Here is a 14,417-nt window from a genome sequence, read left to right as displayed (position 1 = left end):
GGCGGGTTATTCGCCCGTTGGCTGCGAGGCGGGGGCCCATAACCGGCGGCCCCTCAGGGCCGCGGACACGCGCGCGCCAGCGCGCCAAAAACACAGCGTCAAACAGTCCCGGGACTACCGAACTCCGAATCCCGCCCTAAAGGTCGAACGTCTCCCCCGGCGACACCGCGTGCACCGGCCCCGAGAAAGCCGCCTTGGCCTCCGCGATCACATCTTCACGCGAAGTCCACGGCGGAATGTGAGTGAGCAACAATTCCTTGGCCCCCGAGCGGGTGGCGATCTCGCCCGCCTCGGTCCCCGAAAGATGAATCCCCGGCGGACGATTCGCCGGATCATGAGTCCACGACGCCTCGGCCATCAGCACATCCGCACCCTGCGCCAAGTCGACCACCGCATCGCACATCGCCGTATCACCGGTGTAGACGAAAACCCGGCCGTCGCCCGCGGTGATCCGCAGCCCATAGGACTCCGGCGGGTGGAACATCCGCCGAGCTTCCACCGTGTGACCGGGCCCGAACGGAATCGGGGTGTTCTCGACCCACGCCTGCGAGTCGATCACATCGGACCAGTCGTCGGTCTCGCCGCCGATCTCCGCGGACGCATTGCCGATCCGCAGCGCGGAATCGGACGGCCCGCGGACCAGCGCCTTCCCGGTCGGCGGATTCGGGTGGTAGCGACGCCACACCAGCAGTGCGGGCAGATCCAAGCAGTGATCCGCGTGCAGGTGGGTGAGGAAGATATCGACATCGGCCGGGTTCATGTGCTTCTGCAGCGCGCCGAAAATACCGGGGCCGAAGTCGATGACAGTCGGCCGCATATCAGGGCCCGTCAGCAGGTAGCCCGACGCTGGGGAGTCCGGGCCGGACACGCTGCCCGAGCACCCGAGGACGGTAAGGCGCATACCCCCATGCTGCCACGACGTGCTGGTGCTCAATGCAGGATCCCCCCAATTTCCAGACCGGATCCCCGGTTACCGCGTTGGTAGTGCGCGGCCGACCGATGCTCCACGGCGGCGTCGACGTTCATCTGACGAGAGTACCCAGCCCGCGAGCACTCCACCCACCGCCCCGAAAAGATGCCCCTGCCAAGAAATTCGAGGGTCGCTCGGCAGCACGCCCCACAGCATCGAGCCGTAGAACACGAGGATCACCAGTCCCACCACGATCTGGCCCACATTGCGCGTGAACCACCCGCGGCAGATCAGGTACGTCAGCCAGCCGAACACGATCGACGACGCTCCCACGTGCACACTTCCCGCCGACCCCGTGAGCCAGGTACCGACGCCCGCGATCACCCAGATGATCGCCGTGGCCGCGATCCCCCGCCCGATCCCGGAGAGCAGCACGAGGAAACCCAGCACGAGCAACGGCAGCGTGTTGGCGAACAGATGGTCCCACCCGCCGTGCAACAGCGGGGCCCACAGAATCCCGTCGAGCCCGGATACCTCGCGCGGCTCGATTCCCGCCGAGTCGAGTTCGCCGACCGATCCGGGTGGCGAATCGTAGGAGAGGACCATGTCGACGCCCTCGATCACGTACAGCGCCCCCACGAAGCCCAGAATCACCACCGCGGCCCGAATCCACGAACCGCCTCGCGACGCGCCGATGCCCGAACTCGCGTTGCCACGCAGCCCCGAGATCCGATCAGGATCGAACGAGGCACCCACCCCACCGCTCACCGACATCGCCTCCACTCCGGCAAGGGACCGTCGAACAGCCCGTTGACCAGAGCGTACCGAAGCCGGGTCACATCGCGTCAGGCCCAGAGTTGCCCGTCCAGCTTCTCCTCGGCTTCGTCCAGCGTGCCGTCGTATGCCCCGGTGGACAGATACTTCCAGCCGCCGTCGGCGACCACGAACGCGATATCGGCCCGTTTCCCGGCCTTCTGCGCCTTCTTGGCGATGCCGAGCGCGGCGTGCAGGATCGCCCCGGTGGAGATCCCGGCGAAGATTCCCTCCTCGCCGACCAGTTCGCGAGTCCGTTTCACCGCGTCGTACGGGCCCACCGAGAACCGGGTGGTGAGCACCTTCTCGTCGTAGAGCTCCGGAATGAATCCCTCGTCGATGTTGCGCAGGCCGTAGACCAGCTCGCCGTAGCGGGGTTCGGCGGCCACGATCTCGATACCGGGCACGTTTTCACGCAGGAACCGGCCGGTGCCCATCAACGTCCCGGTCGTGCCGAGTCCCGCGACGAAATGGGTGATCTCCGGCAGGTCGGCCAGTAGTTCCGGCCCGGTGTTCTCGTAGTGCGCGAGCGCGTTGGCCGGGTTGCCGTACTGGTACAGCATCACCCAATCCGGATTCTCCGCCGCGATCTGCTTGGCCATCGCCACCGCTTGATTGGATCCGCCCGCCGCGGGCGAGTCGATGATCTCGGCGCCGAACATCGTGAGCAGTTGCCGCCGCTCCACCGAGGTGTTCTCCGGCATCACGCACACGATCCGGTAACCCTTGAGCTTGGCCGCCATGGCCAGCGAGATCCCGGTGTTGCCGCTGGTCGGCTCCAGAATCGTGCAGCCGGGGGTGAGCAGCCCGTCGGCCTCGGCCTGTTCGATCATCCGCAGCGCGGGCCGGTCCTTGATCGAGCCCGTGGGATTGCGGTCCTCGAGCTTGGCCCACAGCCGCACATGATCGTCGCCGTCCCACTGGGGCGACAGTGTCTGCAATCCGACGAGCGGCGTATTGCCGAGCGTCGCGATCAGCGATTCGTAGCGGGCCACGGGGTCAGGCGCCGCCGGCCACGGCGGGCAGGATGGTGACCGACGCGCCCGCGGGCACCTCGGCTTCCAGCCCACCGGAGAAGCGCACGTCCTCGTCGTCGACGTAGATGTTGACGTAGCGGTTCAGCTTGCCGTCCGACAGCAGCTTCTCGGCCAGCCCGGGGTGATTCGCGTCGAGATCGGCGATGAGCGCGGACAGCGTCGAGCCCTCGCCCTGCACCCGCTTCTCACCTCCGGTGATACCACGCATGATGGTCGGAATGGACACGGTTACCGGCATGGGGGCTCCTCGGGGGTGGTGACTGTTCTCGGACGGTTCAGTAGGAATCGACGATGCGCACCGGTTCTTCGGTGACCTCGCCGTCGACGATGCGGTAGCTGCGCAGTTCGTGCTCCTGCGGGTCGCGCGTGGAGACCAGCACATAGTGCGCGTCCGGTTCGGCGGCGTAGGAGATGTCGGTGCGGCTCGGGTAGGCCTCGGTGGCGGTATGCGAGTGGTAGATCACGACCGGCACTTCGTCGGCGTCGTCCATCGCGCGCCACACGCGCAGCTGTTCACCGGAATCGAACCGGTAGAAGGTGGGCGAGCGTTCGGCGTTGACCATCGCGACGAAGCGTTCCGGCCGGTCGCTGCCCTCGGGGCCGGCGATGATGCCGCAGGCCTCGTCCGGGTGGTCGGCGCGAGCGTGCGCCACCATCGCGTCAACGAGATCGGCCCTGATCACCAGCACTTCATCGACCCTTTCCACATCCTGCGTGCGCGCTGTCGAGCACCTTCCCCGACAACGACCCACCCTATTCGGGTATTCCGCGGGGTATGCACTCCGGTCCCGGCCGGGTCGTCACCGCAGGCGCGGCAAGTCGCCGAAGGGCTGGTCAGCAGGCAGTTGCGGCCATCGGGCAGCCGCACCACCGACAGTGGGTGACCTCGCGCGAGGTCGCCGATCAGCGCGGAAACAGATCGTAGTAGGCGGGGATCCCGGCGATCGAGGTCGCGGCGAGCACCGCGTCGACGACGGCGCGCTCAACGACCACCGCCGCGGCCGTACACAACTGGTCGAGCAACAGCAGGTCGGTGGGGAAAGCGGGCGGCAGCGCGAGCGGGGCGACCTCGATCGCGCCGGTGGACAGCGCGAACAGGGTGTCGCCGTCGAGCGGGGAATGCACGGGGCGGATCGCCCTGGCGAGTCCGTCGTGCCCGGTCGCGGCCAGCCGTCGGCAGCCGGCTGGGTCGAGGGCGGCATCGGTGGCGATCACCCCGATCGTGGTGTTGAGCACCATGCTCTTCGCGGGGAGCGCGGCAAGTGCGGCGATCTCGTCCGCTGTCGCGTGCCGCAACCCGAAGAAGTCGGGTCCGTCGGTGCCGACGCCCCACGGCAACCCGGTGCGCGGATCGACGACCGACCCGACGGGATTGGCCACGATCACCGCGCCGACGGTCACCCCGGCCCCGGGGCCGTCCGCGAGAACCACACTCGCCGAACCGATTCCGCCCTTGATCGCGCCCGCCCGCGCACCGACACCGGCGCCCGCGGTGCCCCGGGCGAACTCGGTCGACGCCGCCGCGGCCGCGCGATAACCGAAGTCCGCGCCGGGCCGGATACCCCAGTCCCCGACCGGCAGATCGAAGATCACCGCGCCGGGCACGATCGGGACCACCCGACTCGGGTCGGCCGGGTCCATCGGAATGCCCTCGCGGTGTTCCTCCGACCAGCGCATCACCCCGTCCGCGGCGGCGAGGCCGTACGCGCTACCTCCGGTGAGGAGCACGGCATTTAGTTGGCGAACGGTGTTGGCCGGGTCGAGTAGGTCGGTTTCCCTGGTACCGGGTCCGCCGCCGCGGACGTCGACCGAGGCCGTCGCGCCGCCGGGGACCCGCACGACCGTGCAGCCCGTCGCGGCGCCGGTACCGAGGGTGACTTCGGCGTCGAGCGCCTGGTGATGCCCGACCAGCACCCCGGCGACATCAGTGATCGAGTTGCGTACTCCGGGGCCGCTGCGCATCATCTCGTCCTTCGTCGGCGATTCCGGTCGTCGCGCTCACGGCGCGAGCGCTTGCAGTAGTGAATCCTGCATCCAGGTGAGCCAGTGGTAGACGTCCAGATGCGGGGCGCGCGGGTCTTCCGGATCGAAATGGTCGGGCGTGTCGTCGTCGATGTCGAGCAGGGTGCCCAGCGCGAGCCGGACATCGGTGAGCGCGGCCAGCCACGCGTCGGCCTGCTCGGGCGTGAGCGCGATCTTGCCGCCCACTTCCGGGCAGCTGTCGAGGACGGTCTGCCCGGCGGCCAGTTTCGCGTCGATGATCTCCGGCTCGTGCAGGCTGCGCAGCGCGCTGTTGAGATCGGCGCGCGTGGCATCGGGCGAACCGGGCTCGGCGCGGTGGAAATCGGGCAGCAGACGCAGCAGTTGCGGATCGTCGGGCGGGGTGGAGCTGCCCGTGCGCAAGCCGGTGAGCGCGGCGAGTTCGTCTTCGGGAGCGTCGGCTGCGCGGTCACTGAGCAGTCCGGACACCGCGCCGATCAGAGAGCGAAGGACGGTGGCCTCGTGCTCGTCCATTTCGGATCGAAGCTTGAGGCCACTCAGTGAGTTCTTCCTGCTCCACTTACGCACAGGCCCAGGTTACTCAGGTCGTCAGTCGCGCTGCATGGTTGCCCAGAGCCCGGCGGCGTGCAGCCGGCGCACGTCCTGCTCCATCTTGTCGCGCGATCCCGAGGACACCACCGCCTTGCCCTCGTTGTGCACCTGCATCATCAACTCGGTCGCCTTGGCTTTGCTGTAGCCGAACAGCTTCTGGAAGATGTAGGTGACGTAGTGCATGAGGTTCACCGGATCGTCCCAGACCACGGTGACCCAGGGCCGGTCCTCGGCCTCCAGGATCTCGGTGTATTCGGTGGTCTCCGGTGTCGCCTGCGGTGCCGACAGTGCGGCGTTCACAGCGTCGGTGACGGCGCCGGCCCGAACGTTATTGCACACGGCCATAAAAACCAGGGTACGACGAGGCCCGCAGGAAACAACACCCGCGGTGACTAGAGTTTCTGGTGTGCAGATCCGTGACGAGTTCGCCAGCAGCGCGCTGCTGACCGACCAGTACGAGCTGACCATGCTGGCCGCGGCGCTGGCCGACGGTTCGGCTCAGCGACAGTGCACCTTCGAGGTGTTCGCCCGGCGGTTGCCGAACGGGCGCCGCTACGGCGTCGTCGCCGGCACCGGCCGTCTGCTCGACGCGCTGACCCGCTTCCGCTTCGGCCCGCAAGAGCTGGCCGTGGTCGCGAAGTTCCTCGATCCGGCCACCGTCGACTGGTTGCGCGAGTATCGCTTCACCGGCGATATCGACGGCTACGCCGAAGGCGAGCTGTACTTCCCCGGTTCACCGATCCTGACCGTGCGCGGCAGTTTCGCCGAATGCGTGCTGCTCGAGACCCTCGCGCTGTCGATCTTCAATCACGACAGCGCTATCGCCTCGTCGGCCGCCCGGATGGTGAGCGCGGCCGCGGGCCGCCGGATGATCGAGATGGGATCGCGGCGCACCCACGAGCTCGCCGCGCCGTCGAGCTCGCGCGCCGCCTACCTGGCCGGATTCGACGCGACCTCCAATCTCGAGGCCGTGCGCAGCTTCGGCGTGCCCGGCGCGGGCACCAGCGCGCACGCCTTCACGCTGCTGCACAGCGGCGCCGACGGCGAACACGAAGCCGCGGCGTTCCGCAGCCAGATCGACACCCTCGGCATCGGCACCACGCTGCTGGTCGACACCTTCGACATCACCCGGGGTGTCGCCACGGCCATCGAGGTGGCCGGGCCCGAACTGGGCGGTGTGCGCATCGACTCCGGCGACCTCGGCGTCCTCGCCAGGCAGGTCCGCGACCAGCTCGACGAACTCGGCGCCACCGGCACGCGCATCGTGGTCTCCGGCGACCTGGACGAGTACGCGATCGCGGCGCTGCGTGCCGAACCGGTCGATGTGTACGGCGTCGGCACGTCGGTGGTCGTCGGTTCGGGTGCCCCGACCGCGGGCATGGTCTACAAGTTGGTCGAGGTCGACGGCATCGCGGTGGCCAAGCGGTCCAGTCACAAGCAGTCGCGCGGCGGGACCAAGAAGGCGGTGCGATTGGCCCGCGCCACCGGCACGATCGTCGAGGAGATCGTCTATCCCGAAGGCGGAGAAGCACCGGCCACCAACGGTTTTCAGGTGCGGGAGCTGCAGGTGCCGCTGGTTCGCGAGGGCAAGGTGGTCGACGGTGTGGCGACGCTGGCGCAGAGTCGCGAGCTGGTCGCGCGCGGGTTGGTGAGCCTGCCGTGGGAAGGGCTGAAGCTCTCCGCGGGCGAGCCCGCCGTGCCGACAACGTTCCTCGGCTGAGCGTCGCGGCACGCCGAAGTGCCGACGACTCTCGACCGCACCGGCACCCGGTCGGCCACCGCGCCGGGGGGTGGCCGCGCGGCATCGCGCGGCGGAGAATGGTGCGGTCGAACGAGCTGGAGGATGACATGGGACGCGGTCTGATCATCGTGGACGTACAGAACGATTTCTGCGAGGGCGGCTCCCTCGCGGTCGCCGGCGGCGCGGCGGTAGCGGCCGCGATCACCGACTTCGTCGCCGGTGAGCAGTACGATGCGGTCGTCGCCACCCGCGACTGGCACATCGACCCCGGCGCCCACTTCTCCACCGAACCCGACTACGTCGACTCCTGGCCGCCGCACTGCCGAGTGGGCACCCCCGGCGCCGATTTCCATCCCGCGCTCGATGTCTCGCCCATCCAGGAAACGTTCTCCAAGGGCGAGTACACCGCCGCCTACTCCGGCTTCGAAGGCGCGGCGGCGGACGGCACCTCTCTCACCGATTGGCTCCGAGCTCGCGGCATCGACGCCGTGGACGTGGTCGGCATCGCCACCGACCACTGTGTTCGGGCCACCGCGCTGGACGCCGCCGAGGCCGGATTCGACACCACCGTCCTGCTCGATCTCACCGCGGGCGTCGCCCCCGAAACCACCGAGACCGCCCTGACCACCCTCCGCGATGCGGGCGTCGGGCTGCGTCCCTGAATACTTCCCCCATGGACTATCGATTCCCGGCGCACACCCGATCCGCCCTGACGAAGGCACTCGCCGAGACCGACAGCATCCACGACGCCGCCGACACCGTGTTCTGGTCGAACCCGGCCACCGACGACCTCCAGCGCCTCGGCATCGCCGCGTTCGGCAAACTCCCCCCGGCCTTCTCCCACCTGCTGGCCCTGTCGAGCCTGCACACAAGCGTTCTCGACGCGGGCTTCTCGAGCTACCTGAAAACCCGCCGCAGCGAACTCCCCTGGGCCACAAGAGGTTTACGTGCAGCAGGCATGCCGCAACTGGCCGCCGCGGCCATCATCGCCGCCCGCGACGCCTCCCTCAGCTCCCCGAACGACGACCTCGACCGCTTCTGGGAAGACGAACACCAGACACTCGCCACCCCCGACCAGATCCGCCGCCCCACCGGCGACCGCGCCGAAGACCCCGACGAGATCTACGACATCAACGAACCCGAGGATTTCGAGCAGCGAGTCCTCGACTACGTCCGCGATCACATCGACGACTTCGTCCGCGAGTCCTGACCGGGCTCGCCATCGCTCGGGCAAACCTGTCCGAGGGTGCGGATAAGCTGCCAGCGTGCCCGAACTCCCTCCCGTCGCCGACCTGCTCGTCACCGCCGTGCATGCCCTCGGTGGCAAGGAACGCACCGGGCAGACCACCATGGCCACCGCCGTCGACCACGCGATCGACACCAAGGAGCACCTGGCCGTCCAGGCGGGCACCGGCACCGGCAAGTCGCTGGCCTACCTCATCCCGAGCCTGCGGCACGCGGTCCGTACCGGTCGCACGGTGGTGGTCTCCACCGCCACGATCGCGCTGCAACGCCAGCTCGTCGACCGCGATCTGCCGCGCCTGGCCGAGGCACTCACCAAGCCGCTCGGCCGCGCACCCAAGTTCGCGATCCTCAAGGGCCGCAACAACTATCTCTGCCTGAACAAGATCAACAGCGTGATCCCGGAAGACACCGGCGGCGAGGCCGAGCTGTTCGACGCCTTCGCCATCTCCCGCCTCGGCCGCGAAGTCCAGCGCCTCAACGAATGGGCCTCCGACACCGAGACCGGCGACCGTGACGAACTCGCCCCCGGCGTCACCGACCGCGCGTGGCGCCAGGTGAGTGTGGGCTCGCGCGAATGCCTCGGCAAGTCCCGCTGCCAGTTCGGCCAGGACTGTTTCGCCGAGAAGGCCCGTGCGGAATCGGCCCAGGCCGACGTGGTGGTCACCAACCACGCGCTGCTGGCCATCGACGCCATCAGCGGCATCCAGATCCTGCCCGAACACGATGTGGTGGTGATCGACGAGGCGCACGAACTGGTCGACCGTGTCACCGGGGTCGCCACCGCCGAACTGGCCGCGACCGCGATCAGCGCGGCCGCCCGCCGCTGCACCAAACTGATCGACGAACGCGAGGTAGACCGCCTGGAGGGCGCCGCGGAGGCCTTCCACCAGGCACTGGAGGATCTGCCGCCCGGCCGCTGGGACCAGATGCCCGACGGCATCGCCCCGGTGCTCGCCCTGGTTCGCGATTCCGCCTGGAACGCGCGCACCGCCATCGCACCGCAGGGCACCGTCAAAACCCAGGACGATCCCGACAACGCCGCCGCCCGCACCATGGCCGTGGCCGCCATCGACGACGTGCACGACGCCGCGGTCCGCGCGCTCACCGCGTTCGAGGAAGCCGACCCGGCCGCCCGTCGCGATGTCATCTGGTTGTCGGCCGACGAGATGCGCGGCGTCGCCCGCCGCACCTTGCGGATGGCGCCGCTCTCGGTCGGCGGCCTGCTGCGCAGCAGGCTGTTCGGCACCGCGACAGTAGTGCTCACCTCGGCCACCCTGCAGATCGGCGGCTCGTTCGACGGGCTCGCGATCACCTGGGGCCTGCCGTCGCAGTCGCGCGGCAAGGTCGATGCGGCCATGGCCAACGGCGCCACCGCACCCGCCGACCTGGAATCGGTGCGCTGGAACGCCCTCGACGTGGGTTCACCGTTCGACCACGCCAAGTCCGGCATCCTCTACGTGGCCAAACACCTGCCCGCCCCGGGCCGCGACGGCCTCTCGCCCGCTTATCTCGACGAGATCGAACAGCTCATCACCGCCGCCGGTGGCCGTACACTCGGCCTGTTCTCCTCGATGCGCGCCGCCAAGGCCGCCACCGAGGCGCTGCGCGAGCGGCTCGACACCCCGGTGCTGTGCCAGGGGGACGATTCGATGGGCGCGCTGGTGCGCAAGTTCGCCGACGACCCGGCCACCTCATTGTTCGGCACCCTCACCCTCTGGCAGGGCGTCGACGTGCCCGGCCCGTCGCTGAGTCTCGTTATCCTGGACCGCATTCCGTTCCCCCGGCCCGACGACCCGCTGCTCACCGCGCGCCAGCGAGCGGTGGAGTCGCGCGGCGGCAACGGTTTCATGACCGTGGCCGCCAATCACGCCGCCTTGCTGCTGGCCCAGGGCACCGGCAGGTTGCTGCGCAGCGTCGACGACCGCGGCGTGGTCGCTATCCTCGACTCCCGCCTCGCCACCGCCCGCTACGGCAGCTACCTGCGCGCTTCGCTGCCGCCGTACTGGGAGACCAGCGATCCCGAGGTGGTTGCCAAGGCACTGCGCCGGCTCACCGACTCCGCCTGAGCGAAGCCGACGCTTGCAGGTCGAGTCTTGCAATCGAGGTGACCACACTCGTGAATCAGCGAGCGTGCGAACGCAAGACGTGAGAACGTGTGGTGATGATGCACCACGCCGATGGCGAGGTACTCGGCGAATTTCTGGTCAGCGCAAGATCTTTGGCCGAGTACCGCGCGATGTTCCATCTCTCCGACGATGATCTGGCTGGGCGCCGTGTCCTCGATTGCCCCGGTGGCGCAGCAAGTTTCGCGGCCGAGGCAAGCGCCATGGGTGCCGAAGTCACCGCGATCGATCCCATCTACGCCACCCCACCGACCGAACTGGCCGCCCGCGCGACCCCCGAAACCGAACGCGCCGTGGCCTGGGCACACTCCCACGCCGACCGCTACCGCTGGGACTGGTACGGCTCCACGACAGAACATGCCGCGATCCGCCGCGGCGCCGCCGCCCGCTTCGCCGACGACGTGCGCGCCGCGCCCCACCGCTATCTGGCCGGCTCGTTACCCTCACTCCCGTGTCCCGACGACGCGTTCGACCTGGCCCTGAGCTCGCACCTGCTGTTCAGCTACGCCGACCGGCTCGACGCCGACTTCCACCTGGCCGCCCTGCTCGAACTGGCGCGCGTCGCCACCGTCGAAACCCGCGTCTACCCGCTGCTCGACTACACCGGCGCCCCACTCGACGACCTCATCGACCACCTGCGCACCGAACTCCACGACAAGGGCATCGCCACCTCCCTGCAAAAGACCGGGTATGAGTTCCACCACGGCGCCGACACCATGCTGACGTTGCGTCCGGCGGCCTGATGGGCGAGTGCGGGGCGTGCGCGGCGGCCCGCAACGTGCACGCCGAGAACGGTTCGCCGCCAGCCGTACCCGCTTTCATGTCGTTTTCCTACCGAAGTCGGTCCGCCGCCGAGCGCCGTCGACCCGGCGCGGTAGGTTCTTAGTCGTGCATACGATGTGGGCCGGCCGGTAGTACGGCCGTGGCGGAGAGATCTCGAGGCGTGGCACTTCCGCGCACGACCCTGACGCTTCTTCTGCTACTCGGGACCGCCGCCTTAGGCGTGACGCTGCTGTTCACCACCATGGATCCGTGGATGGACAGCGGCGGGATTCTCGTCGGTGGTCTCGACGTGCACATCTACCGCGACGGCGGCTGGCGGGTCGTGCACGAACGGGCGCTCTACATCGAGCCGACGCACTATGGCCTGCTCTACACCTACACGCCGTTCTCGGCCGTGGTCTTCCTACCGCTACTGCTGGTGCCGTGGGCGCACGTCACCACGACCTGGATGGTGCTCAACCTGCTGGTGCTGTTCGGGGTTGTGCTGCAGAGCTTCCGGATGCTCGGCTACCGCACCACCCCCGGGCTGGCCGCCGTCAGCGCACTGCTCACCCTGGCCTGCACCTTCGCCGAACCGGTGCGTACCACGCTGTACTACGGGCAGATCAATCTGGTGCTGATGCTGGTGGTGCTGTGGGATTTCTCCCGCGCCGAGAACAGCAGGTTGCGCGGCATAGGCGTCGGTATCGCCGCGGGTATCAAGCTGACTCCGCTGTATTTCATCGCCCAGTATCTGGCGCAACGGCAGTGGCGCGCGGCCGCGACCGGCGCTCTCACCTTCCTCGCGTCGATCGGTCTGACCGCGCTGATCCTGCCGAGCGACTCGTATCAATACTGGACGTCGACGTTCTTCCATTCCGGTCGTATCGCCCCGGATGTCCACCCCGCCAACCAGTCCTTGCGCGGCGCCATCGCCCACCTCACCCACGGCCCCGCGCCGGTGTGGTTGTGGCTGTTGATCGCCGTGCCGATCGCGCTGGTCGCGCTGTGGCTGGCCGCGGTCCTGGTCCGCCGGGGCGAACCCCTGCTCTCGGTCACCCTCGGCGGCCTCACCGCCTGCGCGGTCTCCCCGTATTCGTGGGGTCACCACTGGGTGTGGTTCGTTCCGCTGCTGGTCTACCTGATCCACCGCGCTCAGACCCGCGCGCCGTGGTGGCTCGCCGCGGCCGCGCTCTACCTGTCCATCGCCGCCTGGACCTACACCTACACCCCCACCTGGGTGAGCGTCGGCACTTTCCTGCTCCCCCCGTGGTGGCCGCTGCCCCAGGTCCTGATGAACATCTACGTGATCATCTATCTGATCACCCTCGCGGGCATCGCCCTGCGCATCCGCGCCCGCAAACTTCCCCCGGCCCCCATCGAGCCTGTTATCGATCTCGCTGTCCCCGAACAGCTTTCACCCGAAACCCGGACCGTCGCCGCCCCACACCCCGACGACGACCGCCCGGCGATGATGAACTGAACTACCCGCAGGACCAATCGAAAACGCCCGACTCCAGATCGAGCTGGGCGTTGCCGCCGCCGAAGTTCATCCCGGAGATCTCCTCGATCTCCAGGTAGTACGGGGTCAACCCCTCGGGCAGCGCCTGCACGGGGAAGGCGGTGCCGCCGAGGTGGGAGCGGCCGAAGAGCGGCTCGGCCCACGTGGTCCAGCCGGAATCCTCGGTGAGCGGGTCCTGGTACTTGGTGTTGGGCTCGTATTCGACCGGGGGAACGCCCACGTTCGGGTCGGCGATGCGCTCGGCGAGCCAGACGCCGACGGTGGGGTGCACGTCGTCCCACGCATTACAGCCCTCATCGCTCGCGGTCGGGGAACCCGGCTTGCGAACATCGGCGGGCGGGGCGACGGGGCCGCCGGCGAATTCCTTGTCGGTGAGCCAGATCAGCGCGAAGGCGCCGCCGATCTCGTCGTGCATGATCTGCAACTTCGGGTGCAGGCGGGTGGACACGAGATCGCGGGCAAGGGGATCGTCCGACGAGGCGTCGGCCTCGACCGCGTCGGTTCCGGCGAACTGCCCCTCGCCCTGGAAGAGCGCGATGGCGGGGAACCCGGGTCCGCGACGCTGGAAATCGGTGGGCAGGCGCAGGGTGAGCGCGTGCATCATCGGCAGGCCGGTGACAGGTCCGCGCGGCCACGTCGCCGGATCGATGGCCGGTCCCTCACTGCCGATCCAGCCGGAGCGCACCGGCGCGTCGAGCACCAGCGGATCACCCTCGGGCGTCTCGGCCAGTTTGTCCGCCGAGTCTCCGAAACCCAGGTCGTAAGCCTTCATCGCAGCTCTCCTCTTCCATCCGCGGACAATGCGTGGCGCCGCTGTGTACAGGCGCCGCCACGAGGTTAATCGCTGCCACCGACTCCCCGCGCGTGCTCCGTGGAACCACGGACGTACGGGCGATGACGAATCAGCTCGAGGCGGCGCGAAAGAGGCGGCGCGGCAACCGAACCCCGGTCACCGCGCCGCCTCTCGACGATCAGCGTGCTGCGTCAGATCAGAGCACAGCCTTGAAGATCAACGTCACCACCGCGGCCACGACGGCGAGCGCCACGGCTCCACCGCCCCACACCACACCCTGTCGCTGCCACGGCCGCCCGGCATCGAGCGAGAAACGCCCCGGTCCGGTGAACGCCAATGCCGCGGCGGCCAGCGCGAACAGCAGCGGCGTCGTGAACCCCGGTACCGACGGATCCGCCGGGAAGAGCCCGCCGCTCCACAACACGTTGATGGCGTTGATCATCGTTCCGAGCACGATGGCGGCGGCCAGCGGCGTGAACAGCCCGAGCACCAGCAGCAGCCCACCGACCAGTTCGGCGAGCCCGGCCAGGGTGCCGAAGAGTTCGCCGGGGTTGTAGCCCATGACGGTGAAGCCGTCGGCATTGGCACGCCAGCCTGGTCCGTTGAACCAGCCGAACAACTTCTGGGTTCCGTAGGCGGCCATCAGTCCACCGAAGCCGACGCGCAGCACCAGCAGGCCGATGCCTGCGGCGGTGGTTTCGTCGGTGGTGGCGGTAGGAGTCAGGCGGGTAGCGGTGTCGGTCATCGTGTCCTCGTCTGCGAATCGGAAACATCCCCGCAACCGGACCGCGGTCCGATTGCCTTCCTCGATCACAACCCTGGGTCCGGTGCCACTATTTCACGCCGTTCCGGGCAATTCTGTGATGCCGGTCACAATCG

The 14,417-nt window shown here is 68.6% G+C and carries 16 protein-coding genes; 6 read left to right on the top strand and 10 right to left on the bottom strand.

All coding sequences use genetic code 11. The features are described from left to right. Window positions 1–136: 136 nt before the first annotated feature. The 8 genes from ACWGCN_RS33435 to clpS form a co-directional block, all read right to left on the bottom strand. Window positions 137–901: a cyclic nucleotide-degrading phosphodiesterase gene (locus tag ACWGCN_RS33435; RefSeq protein ID WP_452454198.1), complete on the bottom strand. Its 765-nt coding sequence runs from the start codon at window positions 899–901 to the stop codon at window positions 137–139. Window positions 902–970: 69 nt separating this feature from the next. Further along, window positions 971–1,684 carry a rhomboid family intramembrane serine protease gene (locus ACWGCN_RS33430; protein WP_378996729.1) on the bottom strand — a complete coding sequence of 238 codons (714 nt, stop codon included), beginning with the start codon at window positions 1,682–1,684 and terminating at the stop codon, window positions 971–973. A gap of 71 nt (window positions 1,685–1,755) precedes the next feature. After that, window positions 1,756–2,718 carry a PLP-dependent cysteine synthase family protein gene (locus tag ACWGCN_RS33425; protein ID WP_378996727.1) on the bottom strand — a complete coding sequence of 321 codons (963 nt, stop codon included), beginning with the start codon at window positions 2,716–2,718 and terminating at the stop codon, window positions 1,756–1,758. Window positions 2,719–2,722: 4 nt separating this feature from the next. Next, a complete protein-coding gene (locus tag ACWGCN_RS33420; protein WP_101464168.1) occupies window positions 2,723–2,998 on the bottom strand; it encodes a MoaD/ThiS family protein in 276 nt (91 codons plus the stop codon). A gap of 37 nt (window positions 2,999–3,035) precedes the next feature. After that, entirely contained in the window at window positions 3,036–3,449 is a 414-nt protein-coding gene (locus tag ACWGCN_RS33415; RefSeq protein ID WP_358071628.1) for a M67 family metallopeptidase, read from the bottom strand. Between the two features lie 214 nt (window positions 3,450–3,663). Then, window positions 3,664–4,725, bottom strand: a complete 1,062-nt coding sequence (locus ACWGCN_RS33410; protein ID WP_452454202.1) for a P1 family peptidase — start codon at window positions 4,723–4,725, stop codon at window positions 3,664–3,666. 33 nt (window positions 4,726–4,758) lie between these two features. Continuing rightward, window positions 4,759–5,328, bottom strand: coding sequence for an oxidative stress transcriptional regulator AosR (gene aosR / locus ACWGCN_RS33405; RefSeq protein ID WP_378996723.1), 570 nt, complete (start codon window positions 5,326–5,328; stop codon window positions 4,759–4,761). A gap of 21 nt (window positions 5,329–5,349) precedes the next feature. Next, window positions 5,350–5,697, bottom strand: coding sequence for an ATP-dependent Clp protease adapter ClpS (gene clpS, locus ACWGCN_RS33400; protein ID WP_101464172.1), 348 nt, complete (start codon window positions 5,695–5,697; stop codon window positions 5,350–5,352). A 61-nt stretch (window positions 5,698–5,758) separates the two neighbouring features. On the opposite strand from clpS, the gene ACWGCN_RS33395 reads away from it, so the two are divergent. The 6 genes from ACWGCN_RS33395 to ACWGCN_RS33370 all read left to right on the top strand — a co-directional run bounded on the left by ACWGCN_RS33395 (window position 5,759) and on the right by ACWGCN_RS33370 (window position 12,706). Continuing rightward, window positions 5,759–7,072 carry a nicotinate phosphoribosyltransferase gene (locus tag ACWGCN_RS33395; protein ID WP_378996720.1) on the top strand — a complete coding sequence of 438 codons (1,314 nt, stop codon included), beginning with the start codon at window positions 5,759–5,761 and terminating at the stop codon, window positions 7,070–7,072. A 128-nt stretch (window positions 7,073–7,200) separates the two neighbouring features. Then, window positions 7,201–7,755 carry an isochorismatase family protein gene (locus ACWGCN_RS33390; RefSeq protein ID WP_378996718.1) on the top strand — a complete coding sequence of 185 codons (555 nt, stop codon included), beginning with the start codon at window positions 7,201–7,203 and terminating at the stop codon, window positions 7,753–7,755. Window positions 7,756–7,766: 11 nt separating this feature from the next. Then, window positions 7,767–8,303, top strand: a complete 537-nt coding sequence (locus tag ACWGCN_RS33385; protein ID WP_379314616.1) for a DMP19 family protein — start codon at window positions 7,767–7,769, stop codon at window positions 8,301–8,303. A 55-nt stretch (window positions 8,304–8,358) separates the two neighbouring features. Next, on the top strand, window positions 8,359–10,404 hold the full coding sequence (locus ACWGCN_RS33380) for an ATP-dependent DNA helicase (protein WP_379314615.1): 2,046 nt from the start codon (window positions 8,359–8,361) through the stop codon (window positions 10,402–10,404). 95 nt (window positions 10,405–10,499) lie between these two features. Next, complete coding sequence (locus ACWGCN_RS33375) at window positions 10,500–11,204, top strand: hypothetical protein (protein WP_378996712.1); 705 nt, start codon at window positions 10,500–10,502, stop codon at window positions 11,202–11,204. A gap of 260 nt (window positions 11,205–11,464) precedes the next feature. Continuing rightward, a complete protein-coding gene (locus ACWGCN_RS33370; protein ID WP_452529172.1) occupies window positions 11,465–12,706 on the top strand; it encodes a glycosyltransferase 87 family protein in 1,242 nt (413 codons plus the stop codon). A gap of 1 nt (window position 12,707) precedes the next feature. Here the strand turns inward: ACWGCN_RS33370 and ACWGCN_RS33365 are convergent, their stop codons facing one another. Next, on the bottom strand, window positions 12,708–13,517 hold the full coding sequence (locus tag ACWGCN_RS33365) for a hypothetical protein (protein ID WP_378996708.1): 810 nt from the start codon (window positions 13,515–13,517) through the stop codon (window positions 12,708–12,710). Between the two features lie 217 nt (window positions 13,518–13,734). After that, complete coding sequence (locus ACWGCN_RS33360) at window positions 13,735–14,283, bottom strand: DoxX family protein (RefSeq protein WP_452459500.1); 549 nt, start codon at window positions 14,281–14,283, stop codon at window positions 13,735–13,737. Window positions 14,284–14,417: the final 134 nt, after the last annotated feature.

This window comes from Nocardia sp. NPDC055050 (assembly GCF_053608345.1).
This window is presented reverse-complemented; position numbering and strand designations above follow the sequence as displayed.

Excerpts from the sequence above, each read along its gene's own strand:
- ACWGCN_RS33385 (WP_379314616.1), top strand. The coding sequence starts at position 7,767 with ATGGACTATCGATTCCCGGCGCACACCCGATCCGCCCTGACGAAGGCA.
- ACWGCN_RS33410 (WP_452454202.1), bottom strand. The coding sequence starts at position 4,725 with ATGATGCGCAGCGGCCCCGGAGTACGCAACTCGATCACTGATGTCGCC.
- ACWGCN_RS33390 (WP_378996718.1), top strand. The coding sequence starts at position 7,201 with ATGGGACGCGGTCTGATCATCGTGGACGTACAGAACGATTTCTGCGAG.
- ACWGCN_RS33430 (WP_378996729.1), bottom strand. The coding sequence starts at position 1,684 with ATGTCGGTGAGCGGTGGGGTGGGTGCCTCGTTCGATCCTGATCGGATC.
- ACWGCN_RS33365 (WP_378996708.1), bottom strand. The coding sequence starts at position 13,517 with ATGAAGGCTTACGACCTGGGTTTCGGAGACTCGGCGGACAAACTGGCC.
- ACWGCN_RS33375 (WP_378996712.1), top strand. The coding sequence starts at position 10,500 with ATGATGCACCACGCCGATGGCGAGGTACTCGGCGAATTTCTGGTCAGC.
- ACWGCN_RS33360 (WP_452459500.1), bottom strand. The coding sequence starts at position 14,283 with ATGACCGACACCGCTACCCGCCTGACTCCTACCGCCACCACCGACGAA.
- ACWGCN_RS33420 (WP_101464168.1), bottom strand. The coding sequence starts at position 2,998 with ATGCCGGTAACCGTGTCCATTCCGACCATCATGCGTGGTATCACCGGA.
- ACWGCN_RS33435 (WP_452454198.1), bottom strand. The coding sequence starts at position 901 with ATGCGCCTTACCGTCCTCGGGTGCTCGGGCAGCGTGTCCGGCCCGGAC.
- clpS (WP_101464172.1), bottom strand. The coding sequence starts at position 5,697 with ATGGCCGTGTGCAATAACGTTCGGGCCGGCGCCGTCACCGACGCTGTG.